Origin of the sequence: Streptomyces sp. NPDC001796, assembly GCF_042892355.1 — a bacterium.
GTDB lineage: Bacteria > Actinomycetota > Actinomycetes > Streptomycetales > Streptomycetaceae > Streptomyces.
Window position 1 is genome coordinate 325,986 of sequence record NZ_JBIAUC010000001.1, and the last position, 21,662, is coordinate 347,647.

Here is a 21,662-nt window from a genome sequence, read left to right on the forward strand (position 1 = left end):
CACTCGAAGGCCCTAGCGTGGAGGCCATGACGGTGATCGAGACCTTGGCCGAGGCGGCCGAAAACGGGACCGACATCTGCGGCGTACCGCCCGGGCGGCACCCTCGCCCCGACGGGCAGGACAGTTACACGATCAGCGAGGTCGTCGCCTTCACCGGTCTGACGGCGCACACCCTGCGCTGGTACGAGCGGATCGGGCTGATGCCCCATGTGGACCGCTCGCACACCGGCCAGCGCCGCTACTGCAACGCCGACCTGGACTGGCTCGACCTCGTCGGCAAGCTCCGGCTCACCGGCATGCCCGTGGCCGACATGGTGCGCTACGCGGAACTCGTGCGCGCCGGAGACCACACCTACGGCGAGCGGTACGAACTCCTGGAGGCGACCCGACGGGACGTGCTCGCCCGGATCGCGGAGCTCCAGGACACGCTCGCGGTGCTCAACCGGAAGATCGATTTCTACGCGGACGCCGGGCGCGCCCTGGCGTCGGAGAGGCCCCGATGACGGACAGCAGGATCTCGCAGGTGCGGCTCGGCGACGACGGCCCCGAGGTGGGTGTGCAGGGACTCGGCTGCATGGGCATGAGTTTCGCGTACGGCCCCGCGGACGCCGAGGAGTCGCGCGCCGCCCTGGAGCGGGCGCTGGAGCTCGGCGTCACCCTGTACGACACGGCGGACATGTACGGCGCGGGGGAGAACGAGAAGTTCCTGTCGCCGTTCTTCAAGGCCCACCGGGAGGAGGTGGTCATCGCCACCAAGTTCGCGATCTCCACCTCGCCCGACGACCCGCTCAAGCGGATCGTCCGCAACGACCCGCCCTACATCCGCCAGTGCGTCGAGGCGAGCCTGAAGCGCCTGGACGTCGACGTGATCGACCTCTACTACATGCACCGCCGGGACGTGAACGTGCCGATCGAGGAGACCGTCGGCACCATGGCGGAGCTGGTGCGCGAGGGCAAGGTCAAGCACCTCGGGCTGAGCGAGGTCACTGCCGACGAACTCCGGGCGGCCCGGGCCGTCCACCCGATCGCCGCGGTGCAGTCGGAGTGGTCGCTGTTCAGCCGGGACATCGAGGCACACGTGGTACCGGCCGCCAAGGAGCTGGGCGTGGCCCTGGTGCCGTACTCGCCGCTCGGCCGCGGCTTCCTCACGGGTTCCTTCTCGAACGCGGAGACGGACCTCACGGACCAGGACTTCCGCCGTACGATGCCCCGCTTCACGGGCGAGAACGCCGCCGCCAACGGGGCGCTGCTCGAACCGATCCGGTCGGTGGCCAAGGCCCACGGCGCCTCGGCGGCGCAGATCGCGCTGGCCTGGGTGCAGCAGCAGGCCGCGGTGCACGGCCTCGCGGTGGTCCCCATCCCGGGCACGACCAAGCGCTCACGGGTGGAGGAGAACCTGACGGCGACGCGGATCGTCCTGACGGACGAGGAGCTGTCCCTGCTTGAGCCGATCGCGTCCAAGGTGGCAGGCGACCGCTACCCGGACATGAGCTTCACGTCGGTGGGGCGGGAGTAGGCGCTCACCGAACCCGGCAGACGTTCAGAGTTCCGCCAGCAACTCCGCCTTCTTCACGGAGAACTCCTCGTCCGTGACGAGCCCCGCCTCATGCAGCTCTCCGAGGTGGCGAATCCGCTCGGCGATGTCCGCCGGGTCCCTACGAGCGGCGGGCACCGCGACCGGGGCGGTGCCCGCAGCCCGCGCAGCGGCCAGCACGGCCGCGGCGAACGGCAACGACTCGTGCACCGGGCCGTAGCCGAGCCCGAACACCACAGCCGCCGGGTCCTGGTCCGGCTGAGCCGGCGGCAGGCCGTCCGCATCTCGGCGCAGCAACCGCAGGTAGCCGTCGAAAGCCTCGGGCGACCGCCACTCCACCCCGCTGAGGCCGGTGACCGGGAAACTCTGGTCGCCGGCCTTCCACTTGGCCGAGGACGCGCCCGTCCAGAACCAGCGGAAGGACACCGCCCTGCCGTCGAAGGACGCCTTCCCGTCGTATGCCTTGAACTGCAGCGGCGCCTCGGGCGGCGCGACCAGGAACCGCTCGGCCGGGGTGCCGTCCGCCCCGATGCGGGCACGCAGCTCGTCCGCGTAGGACCGGGCGAGGCTCTCGCGGTCGGCGGGCAGGACCAGCCGGTAGGGGTCGGAGGTCTCCTTGAGCTGTCCGTCCGCCGCCTCCATCAGCGGGTCGGCGCCGGGTCTCGGCACCGCGTGCAGGACCAAGGTCCCGCGCCTGCCCGGGCTCAGTGTGACCCCCGCGATCGCCTCCAGGGGGATACGGCGCTGCCCGAGCGCCTGGAACAGCTTCGGTGTGCGGATCCCCCGTTCGAAGCGGATGAGCACGGAGTCGGACTCGAACTCCCAGACGGCATGAAATCCGGCCAGTACGTCACCCATGCGGCTCATCGTATGCGGCACGCGCTCCTCCGTCGCTCCCCGAGCAGACCGCACTTCCTGGTCTTCTACGCGCGTCCGACCGGCGCGGTGCCGGGCAGATCCGCCCGGCACGCGTCATCGTCGTGTGCGCAGTGCACCGCGTCGTACGCACCGACGCCGATCTCGGCGAAGTTGCGCAGGCTCTCGGTGCCCGGCGCGAAGTAGCCGGCGTGCCCCTCCGCCCCCTGTGCGGACAGCACCCTCGCGCCGAAGCCGCGGGAGACCGGGTCGGCGCCGTGGCCGAGGCCCCCGACCTCCAGGTAGGGCACGTCCCGGATCCAGTCGTCGGCGTCCCGCATGGCCCACACCCGGGCCGTGGTGTGCAGCCCGGTGGCCGACTCGGTGCGCATGCCGGGGCTGCCCGCCACCGTTATGTCGGACACCCGTGCGGGCAGCGTGCGCGCGGCGATCCCGCACAGCACCGAGCCGTAGCTGTGGCAGTACAGCTGGACGGAAGAGCGGCCGGGCAGGGCGCGCAGCAGGGCGTTCAGCCGGACGGCGCCCACCTCGGCGCGCATCGCGGTCGCGGCCTCCATGCCGAGGCCGCCGGGCGAGGTGTAGTCGGCCCAGGCGATCACGGCCGTACGGGTCCCGGGGCGCGCCGCACGCTCCGCCGCGTACAGCGACTGGGCCATGCCGACCGGGGCAGAGTACTGGCGGACGGTGCGCTGGAAGGTGAGCAGGTCGGTGTCGACGCCGGGCACGACGACCGAGACCCGCTGGGCGGAGTCCAGGTCGCCGAAGACCTCCGCGACGCGGCCCGAACCCTCCGGGTCGAAGGCGAGGATCTGCCGGCCCCTCTGCATCAGCGCCTCGAAGCGGTGCATGAGGCGGCCCGCCTCCTGCTGGCCCACCGACGACAGCCGGTCGTCGTGCATCCGGGCGCGCTCGACCCTCCGCTGCTGGTCGAGGGCGATGCGGTTGGCCTCGTAGCGCAGGCCCACCGGCGCCCCGTTCATGTTGCCGACCGCGAGCGGGTAACGGTGGGCGAGCCGGGAGCGCTGGTGGGCGCCGATCGAGGAGAAGAAGCGGGCGAGGTGGGCCGGGGAGTCACCGGGGTCCGGCAGGTGGTGACCGGCGATCGTGCCGTGCTCCCACGCGGAACGCGACGCCTCGAGGGGCGTCGCGCCACGGTGGCTGCGCACGGCGGTCCAGCCGGTCGTCGCGAGCATCACGAAGACCACGGCCAGCGCGAGCAGTGCGCGCCAGACGTTGAGTTGCGGGGAGGTGTCGAAGGAAGTCACTGGGAGGACACACTAGGAGAACGGGAGGGTCTCGCGTTAACCGAGTGACGCGTCTCACGTTTCTCATATGCCAATTAGGGCAAACCGGGTAGCCCTTGCGTTCGATCGTCACGCTAAGTCGATGAGGTGCACATCACTTGGCACACGCTGTCACGGAGGGGTCACCCGACCGGCCGCTGCTGCCGCAGGATGCGCCGGGAATTCACTTGACGCCCACGGGGCCGACACGCAATCAGTTCCAGCGGTCTGCGTACGTCCTCACTCCGTGCGCCACTTGTCCGCCAACGCCGGGCGGAGGGCGTCGAGATACGCGGCCGTCAGCTCGCGGATCGCGTCCACGCTGGTGTCGCCGCCCGCGCACCACAGGCGTTCCGTGACCCGGATCACCCCGCCGAACACGGCCACCGCGACACGCGGCCGCGGGTCCGTGTCCACGTCGAGCCCCTCCCGCCCGGCGATGATCCGGGCGATCTCCTCCTCCAGCTCCGCCGAGCGGCGCAGATGGGTGGCGAACAGGGAGGGTGTCGACTCGATCAACCGGTAGGTGCGCATGTGGAGTTCCACCGGGACGATCCGCTCGATGGCCTCGCCGATGCCGTCCCAGCCCTCCAGCACCGCCTGCCGCAGCGCCTCCAACGGGGCCTCGTCGAGGGGCCGTCCGCGCAGAAGGTCGACGAAGTGCTCCTCCGCGACGGACTGGGCGAAGAAGACGACGTCCTCCTTGCCGGCGAAGTACCGGAAGAAGGTGCGCTGCGAGACGTCCACGGCCTCGGCGATGTCGTCGACGGTCGTCTCCTCGTACCCCCGGGTGGTGAACAGCTCCAGGGCGGCACGCAACAGCGCGTCCCGGGTGCGCTGCTTCTTGCGCTCTCGCAGACCCGGCCGCGGCGCCGTTTCCATCGGTCCTCATTCCGTTCATCTGTCCCGTTCACACTATCCGGGAGCGGCGTGACAGTTACCGACTTGTGAACTGGTTTGTCAATTGTCAGTGGCTGTCACTAGCCTCGAACACATGACTAGTCAGACCATCGATACGACAGGGCCGGGGGACAAGGCGCAGGCGGCCCCGTCGGACCCCGCGCCGGGCAGGGGGCTGCGCGGGCACCCGTGGTTCACCCTGATCACCGTTGCCGTGGGCGTCATGATGGTGGCCCTGGACGGCACCATCGTGGCCATCGCCAACCCGGCCATCCAGAAGGACCTGGGCGCCAGCTTCGCCGATGTCCAGTGGATCACCAACGGCTACTTCCTCGCGCTCGCGGTCTCGCTGATCACGGCGGGCAAGCTCGGCGACCGCTTCGGTCACCGGCAGACCTTCCTCATCGGCGTGACCGGCTTCGCCGCCGCGTCGGGCGCCATCGGCCTGTCGCACAGCATCGCCGCGGTCGTCACCTTCCGCGTCTTCCAGGGCCTGTTCGGCGCGCTGCTGATGCCGGCCGCGCTCGGCCTGCTGCGGGCCACGTTCCCGGCCGAGAAGCTGAACATGGCGATCGGCATCTGGGGCATGGTCATCGGCGCCTCCACCGCGGGCGGCCCGATCCTCGGCGGCGTCCTCGTCGAGCACGTCAACTGGCAGTCGGTGTTCTTCATCAACGTTCCGGTCGGCGCCCTCGCCCTGGTACTGGGCCTGCTGATCCTGACCGACCACCGCGCCGAGAACGCGCCGCGCTCCTTCGACGTCCTCGGCATCGCGCTGCTGTCCGGCGCCATGTTCTGCCTGGTCTGGGCACTGATCAAGGCCCCGGCATGGGGCTGGGGCGACGGGAAGACCTGGCTGTTCATCGGAGCGTCCGCGCTGGGCTTCGCCCTCTTCTCCGTCTGGGAGACGAGGGTGAAGGAGCCGCTGATCCCGCTGTCGCTGTTCCGTTCGGTGCCGCTGTCCGCCGGTGTCGTGCTGATGGTCCTGATGGCGATCGCCTTCATGGGCGGCCTGTTCTTCGTCACCTTCTACCTGCAGAACGTGCACGGGATGAGCCCGATCGGCGCCGGTCTGCACCTCCTGCCGCTCACCGGCATGATGATCGTGGGCTCACCGCTCGCGGGGGCGCTGATCACCAAGCTGGGCCCGCGCATCCCGCTCGCCGGCGGCATGCTCGCCACCGCCGTCGCCATGTACGGCATGTCCACGCTCAAGGCGGGCACGGGGAGCGCCACCATGTCGCTGTGGTTCGCCCTCCTGGGCCTCGGCCTGGCCCCCGTGATGGTCGGCGCCACCGAGGTCATCGTGGGCAACGCGCCCATGGAGCTGTCCGGCGTGGCCGGCGGTCTCCAGCAGGCCGCCATGCAGATCGGCGGCAGCCTGGGTACCGCGGTGCTGGGCGCCGTGATGGCCTCCAAGGTGGACCACGACCTGCCCGGCAACTGGAAGGACGCGGGGCTCCCGCCGCTGAGCCAGGCCCAGCTGGACCAGGCCTCCGAGGCGGTTCAGGTCGGCGTCGCCCCGGTGCCGAAGGGCACGCCGGAGGCGTTCGCCGCGAAGATCACCTCCGTCGCGCACGACACGTTCATCTCCGGGATGAGCCTCGCCTCCCTCGTCGCGGCCGGGGTCGCGGCCGTGGCCGTGCTGGTCGCGCTGCTCACCAGGCGCGGGGAGAACGCGGAGGCGGGAGCGGGTGCCGCGCACATCTGACGCCGACAGAGGACAAGTTCGCTCATCAGGGTGAAGGCGTTCAAGATCCCTCCCGCCGGGCGTGCGCCGCGGGTCACAGTGGGTCACGTCCTGCGGTGCGCTGCTGGAGGGGGGCAGCGCATCGGCAGGACTGAAACGCGAAACGGGGGTACCCGCACATCAGCCCGAACCGACGGCTGAGTCAGGGAGTTGATGATGGCGGGCTTCGGACACGGCACGCGCAGGTACCCCCGCTCACGGAGCCGGATGTGGTCCCGGAGCGGGCCGGACAGCGCGACGCTGGGGATCGTGGGAGTCATCTGTGCGATCGCGGGCTTCTTCGCCCTCGGCATCATCCTTGGCCCGGTCGCGGTCATCTGCGGCTGGCTGGCCATGGGCCGCACCTGGACGGGAAGCCGTTCGGTGCCGGCCCTGGTGGCCGTGGTCCTGGGAGCGATCGACACGCTCCTGGCGATCGTGTGGCTGGCGGGCGGGACACCGTGGCTCTCCTGAGCCCGGCTGTAGCCGGGCGGTGCTGGGTTTCGCACACCGGCGGCTAACCTCGCTGTCCCTCCCGCTCCCGCACCAGCGAAGCGACCTCGGCGCGAAGCGCCCGCACCTCCTCCGTCAGCGCCTCGATCGCCGCGGTCTGCCGCCGCTCCTCCACGTCGTCCTTCTCGAACCGCGCGATGAACCACGCGGCGATGTTGGCGGTCACCACACCCAGCAGGGCTATCCCCGACAGCATCAGCCCGACCGCGATCATCCGCCCCAGCCCGGTGGTCGGCGCATGATCCCCGTACCCCACGGTCGTCATCGTCGTGAACGACCACCACACCGCGTCGCCCAGCGTCCTGATGTTCCCGCGCGGCGACTCCCGTTCCACCGACAGCACGGCCAGCGACCCGAACATCAGCAGCCCGATCACGGCTCCGCCGACATACGTCGTCAGCCGGATCTGCGAGGCCATCCGTGCCCGTCGCCCCACGAGTATCAGCGTGGCCACCATCCGCAGCAGCCTGAGCGGCTGCAGCATCGGCAGGATCACCGCGCACAGGTCCAGCCAGTGCGTCCGTACGAACTCACTCCGCTGCCCGGACAGCGCCAGCCGCACCAGGTAGTCGGCGGCGAACGCCGCCCACACCACCCACTCCACCACCGCGCACGCGCTCGCCAGAGCCCCGCTCGCCCCGCTTTCCACGATCGGCACGGCGTACGCGACGCCGAACAGGACCGCCAGCGCCAGCAGGGGGCGCTGGGTGTGGTACTCCCAACGGCCCTGCGCCGACTGCTCGTTCATGCCCGCATCGTAAAGAACGTAAAGAGATATGACGACGAAGGGCGGCGGGAGCCGGGCCCCGCCGCCCTTGGAGCGCTAGCGCTCAGGCCGAGCGCAGCGCGACGTCACGCGTCGCCGCCCGCCGCGCCCGGGTCCGCCGCCGTCACATCCAGCAGCTGGTACCGGTCGATCGCCTGCTTCAGCACCGAGCGGTCGACCTTCCCCTCCTTCGCCAGCTCCGCGAGCACCGCCACCACGACGGACTGCGCGTCGATGTGGAAGAAGCGGCGCGCCGCACCGCGCGTGTCGGCGAAGCCGAAGCCGTCCGCGCCCAGCGACTGGTACGTCCCCGGCACCCAGCGCGCGATCTGGTCCGGCACGGACCGCATCCAGTCGGACACCGCCACGAACGGCCCCTCCGCACCGCTGAGCTTCCGCGTCACGTACGGGACGCGCTGCTCCTCCTCCGGGTGCAGCAGGTTGTGCTCCTCGCACGCCACGGCCTCGCGCCGCAGCTCGTTCCAGGAGGTCGCCGACCAGACGTCGGCCTTCACGTTCCACTCCTCGGCGAGGATCTTCTGCGCCTCGAGCGCCCAGGGCAGGGCGACACCGGAGGCCATGATCTGCGCCGGGACGGAGCCCGCCGTGCCCTCGCTGAAGCGGTAGACGCCCTTGAGGATGCCCTCGACGTCCACGTTCGCCGGCTCGGCCGGGTGCTGGATCGGCTCGTTGTAGACGGTGAGGTAGTAGAAGACGTCCTCGCCGTGCGGGTGCTCGGGCGAGGAGCCGTACATCCGGCGCAGACCGTCCTGCACGATGTACGCGATCTCGAAGGCGAACGCCGGGTCGTACGCCACGCACGCCGGGTTCGTCGAGGCGAGCAGCTGCGAGTGGCCGTCCGCGTGCTGCAGACCCTCGCCGGTCAGCGTCGTACGGCCGGCGGTCGCGCCGAGCACGAAACCGCGCGCCAGCTGGTCGGCCATCTGCCAGAACTGGTCGCCCGTGCGCTGGAAACCGAACATCGAGTAGAAGACGTACACCGGGATGAGCGGCTCGCCGTGCGTGGCGTACGCCGAGCCCGCAGCGATCAGCGACGCCGTGCAGCCCGCCTCGGAGATGCCGTCGTGCAGCATCTGCCCGGTCGGCGACTCCTTGTACGCGAGCAGCAGGTCCCGGTCCACGGCCTCGTACTGCTGGCCGAGCGGGTTGTAGATCTTCGCGCTCGGGAAGAACGAGTCCATGCCGAAGGTGCGGTACTCGTCGGGCGCGATCAGCACGAACCGCCTGCCGAGCTCCTTGTCCCGCATGAGGTCCTTCAGCAGGCGTACGAACGCCATGGTCGTGGCGATCGACTGCTGACCGGAGCCCTTCTTCACGGTCGCGTACGTCTTGTCGTCCGGCAGCGCCAGCGGCTTGGACCGCACGACCCGCGTCGGGACGTACCCGCCGAGCGACTTGCGCCGGTCGTGCATGTACTGGATCTCCTCCGAGTCCCGGCCCGGGTGGTAGTACGGCGGCGGGCCGGACTCCAGCTCCTTGTCGGAGATCGGCAGGTGCAGACGGTCCCGGAAGTGCTTGAGGTCGGTGACCGTCAGCTTCTTCATCTGGTGGGTGGCGTTGCGGCCCTCGAAGTTCGGACCCAGCGTCCAGCCCTTGATCGTCTTGGCCAGGATCACCGTCGGCTGGCCCTTGTGGGCCTTGGCCGCGGAGAAGGCGGCGTAGATCTTGCGGTGGTCGTGACCGCCACGGCCCAGGTGCAGGATCTGGTCGTCGGTCATGTTCTCGACCATCGCACGCAGCCGCACGTCGTCGCCGAAGAAGTGCTCGCGGATGTACGCGCCGGACTCGGTTGCGTACGTCTGGAACTGGCCGTCCGGCGTGGTGTTCATCCTGTTGACCAGCACGCCGTCCCGGTCCTGGGCCAGCAGCGGGTCCCAGGTGCGGTCCCAGATGAGCTTGATCACGTTCCAGCCGGCGCCCCGGAAGACCGACTCGAGCTCCTGGATGATCTTGCCGTTGCCGCGCACCGGTCCGTCCAGGCGCTGCAGGTTGCAGTTGACGACGAAGGTCAGGTTGTCCAGGCCCTCGCGGGCGGCGATCGACAGCTGTCCGAGCGACTCGGGCTCGTCCATCTCGCCGTCACCCAGGAAAGCCCACACGTGCGACTTGGAGGTGTCGGCGATGCCGCGCGCCTCCATGTAGCGGTTCATCCGCGCCTGGTAGATCGCGCCGATCGGGCCGAGGCCCATGGAGACCGTCGGGAACTCCCAGAAGTCCGGCATCGAGCGCGGGTGCGGGTAGCTGGAGAGGCCGTACGGCGCCTTGGACTTCTCCTGGCGGAACCCGTCCAGGTGCTGCTCGGTGAGCCGGTCCAGGAGGTACGCGCGGGCGTAGATGCCCGGCGAGGCGTGCCCCTGGAAGAAGACCTGGTCGCCGCCGTCGCCCTCGTCCTTGCCGCGGAAGAAGTGGTTGAAGCCCACGTCGTACAGCGAGGCGGAGGAGGCGAAGGTGGCGATGTGGCCGCCGACGCCGATACCGGGGCGCTGGGCGCGGGAGACCATGACGGCGGCGTTCCACCGGGTGGCGTTGAGGATCTTGCGTTCGATCTCCTCGTTGCCGGGGAAGAACGGTTCGCTCTTGGTGGGGATGGTGTTGACATAGTCCGTGCTGCGCATCTCGGGCACGGCCACGCGTCGCTCACGGGCCCGCTCGATCAGACGGAGCATCAGGTAGCGGGCCCGCTCCCGGCCGCGCTCGTCCACGGCGGCGTCGAGGGAGTCGAGCCACTCCTGGGTCTCTTCGGGGTCGAAGTCAGGAACCTGACTCGGAAGGCCGCCAATGATGATCGGATTGCGATCGGATCCGGAAGCCACGCTGTTCCTTACCTGTCAGAGGGCCACTTTTTCCTGTGCCTGCACCGGTCCCCATCGTGTACCTCGGGGGAGCGAAACGTCATCTCTACCGCGAGGTAACCACAGCGGCGGACCGGATGTTCAAGGGCGGGCCCGATCAAAACGCAACGATACGCCCAGGCCGTGACGCGCCCCGCAAAGTCATTCGGGACTCGTACCCGCGGATGATTCCGGAATGCGCAAACCGGGCAGAACGGTGTGGTGTAGGTCACCTCGCGGCGCGATACCGTGCCTGGAGTTGCGGCGACACGGCCAGGATCGTCACCGTTTCGGCGGTCTGAACCGCCGGGTACTTGCGCGATCCGTCCCGCCCGTGTGGACTACGGCCATTGCTTCGCGTACGCGCGTGGCTGAGATACTCACCAAGACATGATCAGGAGGCAACCCGTGAGCGCGACCGCGGACCACGCGGAGGAGCGGACGAACCCTGCCGTCAGGCTGGGGTTCCAGCCCGAGCAGGTGGTCCAGGAGATCGGCTACGACGACGATGTCGACCAGGAGCTTCGCGAGGCCATCGAGGAAGTTGTCGGCAGCGAGCTCGTGGACGAGGACTACGACGACGTTGCCGATGCCGTGGTGCTGTGGTTCCGCGACGAGGACGGCGACCTGACGGATGCGCTGGTGGACGCCACCACGTACGTCGAAGAAGGCGGCTCGATCCTGCTCCTCACGCCGAAGACCGGCCGAACGGGCTATGTGGAGCCCAGCGACATCTCGGAGGCCGCGACGACGGCGGGTCTGTCGGCGTCCAAGAGTGTCAGTGTGGGCAAGGACTGGAGCGGTTCGCGTCTGGTGACGCCGAAGGCCGCGAAGTCCAAGCGGTGACGCTCCGCCGGGGAGGGCCGCAGGCCGGGTGGCCGTTCGCTGAGCAGTGCCGTCGGCCGGGGTGACCCTCCTGGGGGCTGCGCCCCCAGGCCTCCCATCGGCCTGACGGCCTCGTCCTCGAACTCCCCCGAGCTCTTCGAGCAGGGGAACCCCAGGACGGGCTGATTGCTGCCGGGCCGGGCTCAGCTCGGCCCGGCCTCTCGCACCGTGTGCTCCGGTCGCTGCGTAGGGTGGTCCTGCCCCCAACCGTCCCATCGAAAGGGAAGCAGGACCATGGCGATCCAGGTCGGCGACAAGGCCCCCGACTTCGAGCTCAAGGACAACCACGGCAGGGCCGTGAAGCTCTCCGACTTCCACGGTCGGAAGAACGTGGTGCTGCTCTTCTACCCGTTCGCCTTCACCGGCGTGTGCACCGGCGAGCTGTGCGCGCTGCGCGACAACCTGCCGACGTTCGTCAACGACGACACCCAGCTGCTCGCCGTCTCCAACGACTCCATCCACACTCTGCGCGTCTTCGCCGAGCAGGAGGGCCTGGAGTACCCGCTGCTGTCCGACTTCTGGCCGCACGGCAACATTTCCCGCGCCTACGGCGTCTTCGACGAGGACAAGGGTTGCGCGGTGCGCGGGACCTTCATCATCGACAAGGAGGGCGTCGTGCGGTGGACCGTCGTCAACGGCCTGCCGGACGCGCGTGACCTGAACGAGTACGTGAAGGCGCTCGACACCCTGTGATCCCGTGCCGAAGGGTCCGCCCAAGGGGCGCGCCCCTTCGGCTTACTTCGGTTCCAAGGCCTGTGGGGCGCGGGAACCCGTCACTAGGATCGACTCGTTGATCCGGTTACATCGCACGACGGGGCTCCCCGCCCCTGGACACCAATGGAGGGACTCGTGGGAGTCAGCCTGAGCAAGGGCGGCAACGTATCGCTGACCAAGGAGGCCCCCGGCCTGACCGCGGTCCTCGTCGGACTCGGCTGGGACGTCCGCACCACCACCGGCACCGACTTCGACCTGGACGCCAGCGCTCTGCTGCTGAACTCGTCGGGCAAGGTGGCCAGCGACCAGCACTTCGTGTTCTTCAACAACCTCAAGAGCCCCGACGGCTCCGTCGAGCACACCGGTGACAACCTCACGGGTGAGGGCGAGGGCGACGACGAGGTGATCAAGGTCAACCTCGCGGGGGTGCCGGCGGACGTCGACAAGATCGTCTTCCCGGTCTCGATCTACGACGCCGAGAACCGCCAGCAGTCCTTCGGCCAGGTGCGCAACGCGTTCATCCGCGTGGTGAACCAGGCCAACCAGCAGGAGATCGCGCGCTACGACCTGAGCGAGGACGCGTCCACGGAGACCGCCATGGTGTTCGGCGAGCTGTACCGCCATGGCGCCGAGTGGAAGTTCCGCGCCATCGGCCAGGGCTACGCCTCGGGCCTGCGGGGCATCGCCCAGGACTTCGGCGTCAACGTCTGACCCGAGCACGCCGGGCCACGGCTCCTCCGCACCGTCCTGCGCGGGCGGCGCGGAGGAGCCGTGAGTTCCGCGAGGGCCGTGTGCCTCTCGGGGCTCGTCGGCCTGCCTCCGGCCTGCGACGACTTCGCCCGCGCGGCACCAAGCCTCCGGCCGCCGAGGGTTTCCCCTTCGGTCACCGGGGGAGATACCAGCACCACCAGGGGGAGCTCCGACCAGCCGGGGAAAACCCCCGTTGCCGGGGCCACCTCATCACCGGGGCCACTCCCATCACCGGGGTCAACCCCATCAGTGGGGCCGAGCCTCAGCACCGGGGCCGACCCTCATCACCGAGGCCGAGCCCCAGCACCGGGGCCGACCCTCATCACCGGGGAGCCAACCCCGGCCACCGGGGGAGGAACCCCCGCGACCGGGGGGAGCAACCCCCGGCCACCGGGGGTTTCGCCCCCGGGGCAACCACGTACCGGGGAGGATCAGGATCATGGGCGTCACGCTCGCCAAGGGAGGCAACGTCTCCCTGTCCAAGGCCGCGCCGAACCTCACACAGGTGATGGTCGGGCTCGGCTGGGACGCGCGTTCCACCACCGGGGCCCCCTTCGACCTCGATGCCAGCGCACTGCTGTGCAGCGGCGGTCGGGTCCTCGGTGACGAGTGGTTCGTCTTCTACAACCAGCTCAAGAGCCCCGACGGCTCCGTCGAACACACCGGCGACAACCTCACCGGTGAGGGTGAGGGCGACGACGAGACCATCCTGGTGGACCTCTCCAAGGTCCCGCCCCAGTGCGACAAGATCGTCTTCCCGGTCTCCATCCACCTCGCCGACGAGCGCGGCCAGACCTTCGGCCAGGTCAGCAACGCCTTCATCCGCGTCGTCAACCAGGCCGACGGCCAGGAACTCGCCCGCTACGACCTCAGCGAGGACGCCTCCACCGAAACGGCCATGATCTTCGGCGAGGTCTACCGCCACGGCGGCGAATGGAAGTTCCGCGCCGTGGGTCAGGGGTACGCGTCCGGCCTGCGCGGCATCGCTCTGGACTTCGGAGTGAACGTTTCGTAAAGGGGCCCTCCGCTTTGTGCGCCTCCACGCCTCCCCTGGACCTGCGATGTTCCGGTCCGGCTGGACCACATGTCCCGGCCGGACCAGGACCCCTCTAGACTCTGTGGTCAATGTTGGGTAAAGCCGGGTACGGCGACGGGTAGCCCCGTACACATACGGATTGGGTAGCCAGTGCTTCTGAAAACCTTCGGCTGGTCGTTCGTGGTCACCGCGGTCGGCTTGGCCCTGGCGGTCCTCTATGGGGGGTGGACCGCCTTCGGCATCGTGGCGATCCTCTCCGTCCTCGAGATCTCGCTGTCCTTCGACAACGCGGTGGTCAACGCCGGAATCCTGAAGAAGATGAATGCCTTCTGGCAGAAGATCTTCCTCACGGTCGGCGTGCTGATCGCGGTCTTCGGCATGCGACTGGTCTTCCCCGTCGTCATCGTCGCCGTCACCGCCAAGAAGAACCCCATAGACGCCGTCAACCTCGCGCTGACGGACAAGGACCAGTACCAGCAGCTCGTCACCGACGCCCACCCGGCGATCGCGGCGTTCGGCGGTATGTTCCTGCTGATGATCTTCCTCGACTTCATCTTCGAGGACCGGGACATCCAGTGGCTGCGCTGGATCGAGCGCCCGCTCGCCAAGCTCGGCAAGGTCGACATGCTGTCGGTCTGCATCGCGCTCGTCGTCCTGCTGATCGCTTCCATGACCTTCGCGGCCCACGCCCACCAGCACGGCGGCGCGCACGTCGACAAGGCCCAGACGGTGCTCATCTCCGGTATCGCCGGTCTGATCACGTACATGGTCGTCGGCGGTCTCTCCGGGTACTTCGAGGACAAGCTCGAGGAAGAGGAGGAGCGCGAGCACGAGGAGGAGGAAGAGGCCGCCCGCAGCGGCAAGCCGCGCTCGGCGGTGCTCCTGGCCGGCCAGGCGGCGTTCTTCATGTTCCTCTACCTTGAGGTCCTGGACGCGTCCTTCTCCTTCGACGGCGTGATCGGCGCGTTCGCCATCACCAACGACATCGTCCTGATGGCGCTCGGCCTCGGCATCGGCGCGATGTACGTGCGGTCGCTGACGGTCTACCTGGTCCGCCAGGGCACCCTCGACGACTACGTCTACCTGGAGCACGGCGCCCACTACGCGATCGGCGCGCTCGCCGTGATCCTCATGGTCACCATCCAGTACGAGATCAACGAGGTGGTCACCGGCCTCGTCGGCGTCGTCCTGATCGCCGCGTCCTTCTGGTCCTCCGTGCGCCGCAACCGAGCGCTCGCCGCGGCCGAGGGAAAAGGGACGGCCTCGGACGAGAAGACTGAGGTCTCGTCCGGGGTGTGACGACCAGTTTCGGAGGCTCGGTTCGCCTCCGGGGCGCCCCTTCGGCTCACTCGCCGCAGTGACCGTTTCGCGGGTGTGAACCGGAGGAACGCTCTGTGCGGGGCGGTCGCGAGGAGGCGTCCTCGGCGGCCGCCCCGCAGCTGTGGAATCGCTGGGACGTGTAGGTGCAGGGGGCGGGCATGGGCTTCTGGGACGGCGTGTGGCGTGGGCGGGCGATGGACTTCGACTCGGGCAGCGCGGCGACCAACGCGATCGAGCTGACCAAGCGGCACCATCGGGTCTCGCTCACCAAGCAGGGCGCGGCGAGCGGCAACCTGCGCATCAACCTGTCGTGGCGCATGCGGACGTCCGACATAGGCGGCCCCGAGCGCGGCAGCCTGCTCCGCAACCCGCTGCGGTTCTTCACCCCCGAGGTCGTGCAGGCGCACACCCAGAGCATGGTCAACGTGGACCTCGACCTCGGGTGCCTGTATGAGCTGAGCGACGGCACGAAGGGCGTGGTGCAGCCGCTGGGAAGCTTCTTCGGGGAGCTCAACGACCCGCCCTACATCAAGCTCAGCGGCGACGACCGGTTCGGCTCCGGCTCCGGTGAGACGATCTTCGTCAACCTCGACCACCGGAACGACTTCAAGCGGCTGCTGATCTTCGTCTACATCTACGACCAGACGCCGGCGTTCGACCGTACCCACGCCCATGTCACGCTCTACCCGAGCAGCGGCCCCCGCATCGAGATCGGCCTCGACGAACGCCACCCCCAGGCCCGCTCCTGCGCGGTCGTCCTCATCGAGAACGTCAAGGGGGAGATCATCGTGCGCCGAGAGGTGAGATTCGTCTACGGCTTCCAGGCGGAACTGGACCGCCTGTACGGCTGGGGCCTCCAGTGGGGCCGCGGCTACAAGACCAAGGCGTAGCCGCCCCCGCTGCGGGCAGTCGCGCCCCCTACACCTGGCGCCCGATGAACTGCGGTCCCTGCGGCGGCAGCTTGAAGTCGGGGTCCGGCACCGGCACGGCCGTCTGCGGATACCCGTACGCGGGCACCGGCGGGGTCTGCGGATACCCGTACGCCGGCTGCGGATACCCGTACGCGGGCTGCGCCGACACGGTCGCAGGCGCAGCCACGGCCGCAGTCCCCGCCTCGGCCGGATACCCGTACGCCGCAGGCGCCCCCACCGGCCGCTCCGGCGGCAACGGCACCGACACCTCCGACGCGGAGACCGGCGCCTCCGACGCGGAAACCGGCACCTCCGGAGCGGTCGCCGACGCCGCCGCCTCCTCCGACTCGTCCACCGAGATGCCGAAGTCGTTCGCGAGACCCTTCAGCCCGTTGGTGTATCCCTCACCCAGCGCCCGGAACTTCCAGTTCTCTCCGCGCCGGTACAGCTCCCCGCAGATCAGCGCCGTCTCCGCGCCCGTCTCCGGCTTGACGTCGAAGTAGGCCAGCGGCTCCCCCTCGGAGCTCCCCGCGTCGTACAGCAGGATGCGCAGCCCCCGTACGCGGTCGAACGTGACGTCGTCCGCCGAGGCGACCAGCAGGATCCGCCCCACCCCGGGCTCGACGCCCGCCAGGTCCGTCTGGATGGTGTCGGTGAGCCCGTCCGTCTCCCGTTTCTTCCCGAGCAGCCGTACCTTCCCGGACGGATGCCGGGGCTGGTTGTAGAAGACGAAGTCCTCGTCGGACCGCACACGACCGTCGGAACCCAGCAACAGTGCGGAGGCGTCGACCTCGGGCACGCCCTGCCCCGGCGCCCAGCGCAGCACCGCCCGTACGGCCGTCGCCTCGAGCAGTACGTTCGACCCCTTCAGCATCGCGTGCGTCATGCCCGTCATCCTGCCCTCTCCGTCCTGGTCACGACAATGCGGGGGCCATCCGTCCGCATGCTCTCCGCACGGTCGTCGACACGGCCGAGTTACCTGAACTTCATGCCCGAGGGGAACCCATGACACGGAGTTGTACGTACTATTACCGGCCACGTCTTTCCGGGCAGTCCTGCATCACGGGGGAGTCATATGCGTCATTTCGGGCACATCGCCCCTGAGGAGCGGCAGCGTCTCTTCTACCGCGAGCCGGCCGTCTTCACCGCCGACTCCCCGGCCCCCGTTCTCGCGGCGGCCCTCGGCGCCACCCTCTACAGTCCGGCGACCCGCCCGTGCCTGGCCGACGACGTGATCAAGCAGGCGGCCCGCGGTGTCGTCTCCATGGTGCTGTGCCTGGAGGACTCCATCGACGACGCGGACGTCGTGCCCGCGGAGGAGAACCTGGTCCGGCAGTTCACCGACCTCGCCTCGCTCCCCCGAGCTGTCGGCTCCCCCTCCACCCTCGACGCCGCTCGAGCGGGGGAATCCCCGCGAGCAGGGGAGACCCCCACGGACGCAGAGCTGCCGCTGCTGTTCGTCCGCGTCCGCTTCCCCGAGCAGATCCCGGACCTGGTCGCCCGGCTCGGCCCGGCCGTCCGGCTGCTCTCGGGCTTCGTGCTGCCGAAGTTCACCGAGGAACGCGGCGTCCCCTTCCTGGAGGCGCTCACCGCGGCCGAGACGGCGAGCGGGCGTCGTCTGTTCGCCATGCCCGTCCTGGAGTCGCCGGACCTGCTCTACCTGGAGTCGCGCCGGGAGACCCTGGAGGGGATCTTCCGCACGGTCGACAAGTGGCGCGACCGCGTTCTCGCGCTGCGCCTGGGCGTCACCGACTTCTGCTCCTCCTACGGCCTGCGCCGGGCCCCCGACATGACCGCCTACGACGTCCAGATCGTCGCCTCGGTGATCGCCGACGTCGTCAACGTCCTCGGCCGCGCCGACGGCACGGGGTTCACGGTGACCGGACCCGTGTGGGAGTACTTCCGGGTGCAGGAGCGCATGTTCAAGCCGCAGTTGCGCCGCAGCCCCTTCCTCGAGGGCCACGTCGAGGAACTGCGCGAGACGCTGATCGAGCACGACATGGACGGGCTGCTGCGCGAGATCGCCCTCGACCGCGCCAACGGCCTGCTCGGCAAGACGTGCATCCACCCCTCGCACGTGATGCCGGTGCACGCGCTCTCGGTCGTCAGTCACGAGGAGTACAGCGACGCCCAGGACATCCTGCGGCCCGAGCGCCTCGGCGGCGGCGTCCTGCGCTCGGCGTACACCAACAAGATGAACGAGGTGAAGCCGCACCGCGCCTGGGCCGAGCGCACGCTCCGGCGCGCCGAGGTCTTCGGCGTCGCCAACGAGAACGTCGGCTTCGTGGAGCTGCTGGCCGCCGGACTGCCGCAGTGACAGCCGTGAAGGAACCGATGAAGAACGTGGTCTGGTCCGGGACCTGGGTCGCCGAGCGGCTCGGGGTCGAACTCGTCGGCGACGAGCGGTTGACGGAGCTGCTGGGGCTCGCGCTGCGCCGCAACCCCAAGCGGGCGCACCTGCTCGTCTCCAACGTGCTGGGCAAGCACGTCCCGCAACTCCCGTCCGTCGTCCACGGCCACGGGGTGGCGCTCGGCCGACGGGTGCGGGACCTGCTGGGGGAGGAGGACGCGGGCCACGCGGTCGTCCTCGGGTACGCGGAGACGGCCACCGGACTCGGTCACTCCGTCGCGGACGGCCTCGGCCCGGTGCCCTACCTGCACTCCACCCGCCGCCCCGTCGAGGGCGTCGCCCGCGCCGGCGGTTTCGAGGAGTCCCACTCCCACGCCACCTCGCACCTGCTGCTCCCGCAGGACCCGGCGCTGCTGGCGGGCGACGGCCCGCTCGTCCTGGTCGACGACGAGTTCTCCACCGGCAACACCGTCATGAACACGATCCGCGACCTGCACGAGCGGTACCCGCGCGAGCGGTACGTCGTCGTCGCCCTGGTCGACCTGCGCTCGCCCGCCGATCTGGGCCGGCTCGAGGACTTCGCCCAGCAGATCGGCGCCCGCGTGGACCTGGTGGCCGCGGCCTCGGGCACGGTGAAGCTGCCCGAGGGCGTCCTGGAGAAGGGGCAGGAGCTGGTCGCCCGGCACGAGACGCCCGTGCGCCACGAAGAGGCCCACGGGACGATCACCCGCGTCGACCTCGGCTGGCCCCACGGGCTGCCCGACGGCGGACGGCACGGCTTCACCCCCGAGCACCGCTCCCGCCTCGAGCGCGCACTGCCCGCGATGGCGGCGCGGCTCGCCCGGGCACTGCCCCCGGGGGCCCGCCGCGTCCTCGTACTCGGCTTCGAGGAGCTGATGTACGCGCCGCTCAGACTCGCCCGCGAGCTGGAGGAGACGGTGCCCGCCGAGGTCCGCTACTCCACCACCACCCGTTCGCCCGTCCTCGCGGTCGACGACCCCGGCTACGCGATACGCACCCGCATCGTGTTCCCCGCGCACGACGACCCGGCCGACGGCCCCGGCGAGCGCTACGCCTACAACGTGGCGGGCGCCGGCTTCGACGCCGTCGTCGCGGTCGTGGACTCCGTGGCCGACACGCCGGAACTGCACGCCCCCGGCGGCCTGCTGGACCGGCTCGCCGCGCACACCCCGCACGTCCTGCTCGCGGTCGTCCCCGCCCACGCCCCCGCGCCGCCCCCGCACGGCGCCGCCTCGCCAGAAAGATCCGCCATGCTGCCCGAGCCCCTCCGCGGCCCCGCCTTCTCCTCGTACGCGCCCGACGAGGTCGGCTGGCTGCTCCAGGACCTCTCGAACGTCACCCTGGAGGCGCCGACCGAGGAGCGCGAGGAGGCCATCCAGAGCGGCGGCGCGCACTACGCGGAGTCGCTGCCGGTGGAGTACCAGCCGAGCGATCAGTACCAGGAGCTGTTCCACGCGGCCCTGGAGACCTCGGCCACCCGTCTGGCACAGGCCGTCGGCGTGGTCACCGAGACGGTCCTCGCCGAACGGTCGCCGCGCCCCGTCCTGGTCTCCCTGGCCCGCGCCGGCACCCCCGTCGGGGTCCTCATGCGCCGCTGGGCCCAGCACCGGCACGGCCTGGACCTGCCGCACTACGCGGTGTCCATCGTGCGCGGCCGCGGCATCGACGCCAACGCGCTGCGCTACCTCGCCGACCGGTACGACCCCGGCGACGTCGTCTTCGTCGACGGCTGGACCGGAAAGGGCGCCATCACCCGGGAACTCGCCGAGGCGATCAGGGAGTTCGAGGCGTCCGACGGCATCACCGGCTTCAACCCGGAGATCGCGGTGCTCGCCGACCCGGGCTCGTGCGTGCGGACGTACGGCACCCGGGAGGACTTCCTGATCCCGTCCGCCTGTCTCAACTCCACCGTCTCCGGCCTGATCTCGCGCACGGTGCTGCGCGCCGACCTGGTCGGCCCGCACGACTACCACGGCGCGAAGTTCTACCGCGAGCTGGCGGGAGCCGATGTCTCGGTGGCCTTCCTCGACGCCGTCTCCGCCCGCTTCACCGAGGTCGAGGAGGCGGTCGATCTCCAGGCCAAGGAACTGCTGGCCGGTGACCGTACACCGACCTGGGAGGGCTGGGCGGCCGTGGAGCGCATCAGCGAGGAGTACGGCATCCACGACGTGAACCTGGTCAAGCCGGGTGTGGGCGAGACCACGCGGGTACTGCTGCGCCGGGTGCCGTGGAAGATCCTGGCCCGGGCAGGGGCGGGGGCCGACCTCGACCATGTGCGCCTGCTGGCCGCCCAGCGGGGCGTGCCGGTGGAGGAGGTCGACGGGCTGCCGTACACCTGCGTGGGGCTGATCCACCCCCGGTACACGCGGGGTGCGACGGGCGCCGACGGCAAGGCGGTGGCCGGATGAGCCCCGTTCTGGTCGCCAGCGACCTCGACCGCACCCTGATCTACTCCTCCGCCGCGCTCGCGCTGACCATGCCGGACGCGCGGGCGCCCCGGCTGCTGTGCGTGGAGGTCCACGAGAGCAGGCCGCTGTCGTACATGACCGAGACCGCGGCCGGGCTGCTCACCGACCTCGGCGACCGGGCGGTGTTCGTACCGACCACGACCCGCACCCGCAAGCAGTACCAGCGCATCAACCTGCCGGGCCCCACCCCGGCGTACGCGATCTGTGCGAACGGCGGCCACCTGCTCGTCGACGGCGTCACGGACCTCGACTGGCACGCCGCGGTGCTGGCCCGGCTGGCCGACGAGTGCGCGCCGCTGGCCGAGGTGCGCGAGCATCTGGCGGCCACCGCCGACCCGGCCTGGGTGCGCAAGCACCGGGTCGCGGAGGACCTGTTCTCCTACCTCGTCGTCGAGCGGGAGCTGCTGCCCGAGGAGTGGGTGAAGGAACTGGCCGTCTGGGCGGAGAACCGGGGCTGGACGGTGTCGCTGCAGGGCCGCAAGATCTACGCGGTCCCCAAGCCGCTCACCAAGAGCGCGGCCGTGCGCGAGGTCGCCCGCCGCAGCGGAGCCACGCTGACGCTGGCCGCCGGGGACTCGCTGCTCGACGCCGACCTGCTGCTCGCCGCGGACCGCGGCTGGCGCCCGGGCCACGGGGAACTGGCCGACACCGGCTGGACGGCCCCCGGGATCGGCGCGCTGCCGGAGCGGGGCGTGGTGGCCGGGGAGCGGATCCTGCGGGAGTTCCTGAAGGCGGCCAAGGAGGCGTGAGAGGC

Annotated in this window: 19 protein-coding genes; 13 read left to right on the plus strand and 6 right to left on the minus strand. The window is 70.1% G+C overall.

Going from position 1 to position 21,662, the window contains the following annotated elements; translation table 11 throughout:
• The first annotated feature begins 26 nt into the window (after nucleotides 1-26).
• Together ACFYZE_RS01420 and ACFYZE_RS01425 are read left to right on the plus strand one after the other, a co-directional pair.
• On the plus strand, nucleotides 27-503 hold the full coding sequence (locus ACFYZE_RS01420) for a MerR family transcriptional regulator (protein WP_388986777.1): 477 nt from the start codon (nucleotides 27-29) through the stop codon (nucleotides 501-503).
• Entirely contained in the window at nucleotides 500-1,516 is a 1,017-nt protein-coding gene (locus ACFYZE_RS01425) for an aldo/keto reductase (protein WP_388986780.1), read from the plus strand. The genes ACFYZE_RS01420 and ACFYZE_RS01425 overlap by 4 nt, the downstream gene beginning before the upstream one ends.
• 24 nt (nucleotides 1,517-1,540) lie before the next feature.
• On the opposite strand, the gene ACFYZE_RS01430 is transcribed toward ACFYZE_RS01425, so the two are convergent.
• The 3 genes from ACFYZE_RS01430 to ACFYZE_RS01440 all read right to left on the minus strand — a co-directional run bounded on the left by ACFYZE_RS01430 (nucleotide 1,541) and on the right by ACFYZE_RS01440 (nucleotide 4,575).
• Entirely contained in the window at nucleotides 1,541-2,392 is an 852-nt protein-coding gene (locus ACFYZE_RS01430; RefSeq protein WP_388986783.1) for a DUF4429 domain-containing protein, read from the minus strand.
• Between the two features lie 65 nt (nucleotides 2,393-2,457).
• Entirely contained in the window at nucleotides 2,458-3,675 is a 1,218-nt protein-coding gene (locus ACFYZE_RS01435; protein WP_388986785.1) for an alpha/beta hydrolase, read from the minus strand.
• A 258-nt stretch (nucleotides 3,676-3,933) separates the two neighbouring features.
• The gene (locus tag ACFYZE_RS01440) at nucleotides 3,934-4,575 is read right to left on the minus strand and encodes a TetR family transcriptional regulator (protein ID WP_388986788.1); all 642 of its coding nucleotides are present in this window, start codon (nucleotides 4,573-4,575) and stop codon (nucleotides 3,934-3,936) included.
• A 112-nt stretch (nucleotides 4,576-4,687) separates the two neighbouring features.
• Between ACFYZE_RS01440 and ACFYZE_RS01445 the strand changes: the two genes are divergently transcribed.
• Both ACFYZE_RS01445 and ACFYZE_RS01450 read left to right on the plus strand, forming a co-directional pair.
• Nucleotides 4,688-6,304, plus strand: coding sequence for an MFS transporter (locus ACFYZE_RS01445; RefSeq protein WP_388986791.1), 1,617 nt, complete (start codon nucleotides 4,688-4,690; stop codon nucleotides 6,302-6,304).
• 192 nt (nucleotides 6,305-6,496) lie between these two features.
• Complete coding sequence (locus ACFYZE_RS01450) at nucleotides 6,497-6,796, plus strand: small hydrophobic protein (protein WP_388986795.1); 300 nt, start codon at nucleotides 6,497-6,499, stop codon at nucleotides 6,794-6,796.
• A 43-nt stretch (nucleotides 6,797-6,839) separates the two neighbouring features.
• On the opposite strand, the gene ACFYZE_RS01455 is transcribed toward ACFYZE_RS01450, so the two are convergent.
• Together ACFYZE_RS01455 and aceE are read right to left on the minus strand one after the other, a co-directional pair.
• Entirely contained in the window at nucleotides 6,840-7,583 is a 744-nt protein-coding gene (locus ACFYZE_RS01455) for a potassium channel family protein (protein WP_388986798.1), read from the minus strand.
• Between the two features lie 104 nt (nucleotides 7,584-7,687).
• On the minus strand, nucleotides 7,688-10,435 hold the full coding sequence (gene aceE / locus ACFYZE_RS01460) for a pyruvate dehydrogenase (acetyl-transferring), homodimeric type (protein WP_388986801.1): 2,748 nt from the start codon (nucleotides 10,433-10,435) through the stop codon (nucleotides 7,688-7,690).
• 426 nt (nucleotides 10,436-10,861) lie between these two features.
• Between aceE and ACFYZE_RS01465 the strand changes: the two genes are divergently transcribed.
• The 6 genes from ACFYZE_RS01465 to ACFYZE_RS01490 all read left to right on the plus strand — a co-directional run bounded on the left by ACFYZE_RS01465 (nucleotide 10,862) and on the right by ACFYZE_RS01490 (nucleotide 16,048).
• The gene (locus ACFYZE_RS01465) at nucleotides 10,862-11,299 is read left to right on the plus strand and encodes a DUF3052 domain-containing protein (protein ID WP_200417185.1); all 438 of its coding nucleotides are present in this window, start codon (nucleotides 10,862-10,864) and stop codon (nucleotides 11,297-11,299) included.
• Nucleotides 11,300-11,572: 273 nt separating this feature from the next.
• Entirely contained in the window at nucleotides 11,573-12,031 is a 459-nt protein-coding gene (locus tag ACFYZE_RS01470) for a peroxiredoxin (RefSeq protein ID WP_388986803.1), read from the plus strand.
• Nucleotides 12,032-12,187: 156 nt separating this feature from the next.
• Nucleotides 12,188-12,763, plus strand: a complete 576-nt coding sequence (locus ACFYZE_RS01475; RefSeq protein WP_366024289.1) for a TerD family protein — start codon at nucleotides 12,188-12,190, stop codon at nucleotides 12,761-12,763.
• A 478-nt stretch (nucleotides 12,764-13,241) separates the two neighbouring features.
• The gene (locus tag ACFYZE_RS01480; RefSeq protein ID WP_388986806.1) at nucleotides 13,242-13,817 is read left to right on the plus strand and encodes a TerD family protein; all 576 of its coding nucleotides are present in this window, start codon (nucleotides 13,242-13,244) and stop codon (nucleotides 13,815-13,817) included.
• Between the two features lie 171 nt (nucleotides 13,818-13,988).
• Nucleotides 13,989-15,137 carry a DUF475 domain-containing protein gene (locus ACFYZE_RS01485; RefSeq protein WP_388986809.1) on the plus strand — a complete coding sequence of 383 codons (1,149 nt, stop codon included), beginning with the start codon at nucleotides 13,989-13,991 and terminating at the stop codon, nucleotides 15,135-15,137.
• Between the two features lie 179 nt (nucleotides 15,138-15,316).
• Nucleotides 15,317-16,048 carry a Tellurium resistance gene (locus ACFYZE_RS01490; protein WP_388986813.1) on the plus strand — a complete coding sequence of 244 codons (732 nt, stop codon included), beginning with the start codon at nucleotides 15,317-15,319 and terminating at the stop codon, nucleotides 16,046-16,048.
• Between the two features lie 28 nt (nucleotides 16,049-16,076).
• On the opposite strand, the gene ACFYZE_RS01495 is transcribed toward ACFYZE_RS01490, so the two are convergent.
• Nucleotides 16,077-16,955: a TerD family protein gene (locus ACFYZE_RS01495; RefSeq protein ID WP_388986816.1), complete on the minus strand. Its 879-nt coding sequence runs from the start codon at nucleotides 16,953-16,955 to the stop codon at nucleotides 16,077-16,079.
• Nucleotides 16,956-17,144: 189 nt separating this feature from the next.
• On the opposite strand from ACFYZE_RS01495, the gene ACFYZE_RS01500 reads away from it, so the two are divergent.
• Genes ACFYZE_RS01500 through ACFYZE_RS01510 form a run of 3 tightly spaced genes read left to right on the plus strand, consistent with a single transcriptional unit; the run spans nucleotide 17,145 to nucleotide 21,657 of the window.
• On the plus strand, nucleotides 17,145-18,386 hold the full coding sequence (locus ACFYZE_RS01500) for an HpcH/HpaI aldolase/citrate lyase family protein (RefSeq protein ID WP_388986819.1): 1,242 nt from the start codon (nucleotides 17,145-17,147) through the stop codon (nucleotides 18,384-18,386).
• 17 nt (nucleotides 18,387-18,403) lie between these two features.
• A complete protein-coding gene (locus ACFYZE_RS01505) occupies nucleotides 18,404-20,848 on the plus strand; it encodes a phosphoribosyltransferase (RefSeq protein WP_388986822.1) in 2,445 nt (814 codons plus the stop codon).
• Nucleotides 20,845-21,657: an HAD family hydrolase gene (locus tag ACFYZE_RS01510; protein ID WP_388986825.1), complete on the plus strand. Its 813-nt coding sequence runs from the start codon at nucleotides 20,845-20,847 to the stop codon at nucleotides 21,655-21,657. Before ACFYZE_RS01505 ends, ACFYZE_RS01510 begins: the two co-directional genes overlap by 4 nt.
• Nucleotides 21,658-21,662 lie beyond the last annotated feature (5 nt).

What these genes read in the sequence shown, in the direction of transcription:
- ACFYZE_RS01450 (WP_388986795.1), top strand. Translation starts at nt 6,497, where the DNA reads ATGATGGCGGGCTTCGGACACGGCACGCGCAGGTACCCCCGCTCACGG.
- ACFYZE_RS01495 (WP_388986816.1), bottom strand. Translation starts at nt 16,955, where the DNA reads ATGACGCACGCGATGCTGAAGGGGTCGAACGTACTGCTCGAGGCGACG.
- ACFYZE_RS01425 (WP_388986780.1), top strand. Translation starts at nt 500, where the DNA reads ATGACGGACAGCAGGATCTCGCAGGTGCGGCTCGGCGACGACGGCCCC.
- ACFYZE_RS01455 (WP_388986798.1), bottom strand. Translation starts at nt 7,583, where the DNA reads ATGAACGAGCAGTCGGCGCAGGGCCGTTGGGAGTACCACACCCAGCGC.
- ACFYZE_RS01510 (WP_388986825.1), top strand. Translation starts at nt 20,845, where the DNA reads ATGAGCCCCGTTCTGGTCGCCAGCGACCTCGACCGCACCCTGATCTAC.
- ACFYZE_RS01480 (WP_388986806.1), top strand. Translation starts at nt 13,242, where the DNA reads ATGGGCGTCACGCTCGCCAAGGGAGGCAACGTCTCCCTGTCCAAGGCC.
- ACFYZE_RS01430 (WP_388986783.1), bottom strand. Translation starts at nt 2,392, where the DNA reads ATGGGTGACGTACTGGCCGGATTTCATGCCGTCTGGGAGTTCGAGTCC.
- ACFYZE_RS01490 (WP_388986813.1), top strand. Translation starts at nt 15,317, where the DNA reads ATGGGCTTCTGGGACGGCGTGTGGCGTGGGCGGGCGATGGACTTCGAC.
- ACFYZE_RS01505 (WP_388986822.1), top strand. Translation starts at nt 18,404, where the DNA reads ATGAAGAACGTGGTCTGGTCCGGGACCTGGGTCGCCGAGCGGCTCGGG.
- ACFYZE_RS01470 (WP_388986803.1), top strand. Translation starts at nt 11,573, where the DNA reads ATGGCGATCCAGGTCGGCGACAAGGCCCCCGACTTCGAGCTCAAGGAC.
- ACFYZE_RS01420 (WP_388986777.1), top strand. Translation starts at nt 27, where the DNA reads ATGACGGTGATCGAGACCTTGGCCGAGGCGGCCGAAAACGGGACCGAC.
- ACFYZE_RS01445 (WP_388986791.1), top strand. Translation starts at nt 4,688, where the DNA reads ATGACTAGTCAGACCATCGATACGACAGGGCCGGGGGACAAGGCGCAG.
- ACFYZE_RS01500 (WP_388986819.1), top strand. Translation starts at nt 17,145, where the DNA reads ATGCGTCATTTCGGGCACATCGCCCCTGAGGAGCGGCAGCGTCTCTTC.
- ACFYZE_RS01440 (WP_388986788.1), bottom strand. Translation starts at nt 4,575, where the DNA reads ATGGAAACGGCGCCGCGGCCGGGTCTGCGAGAGCGCAAGAAGCAGCGC.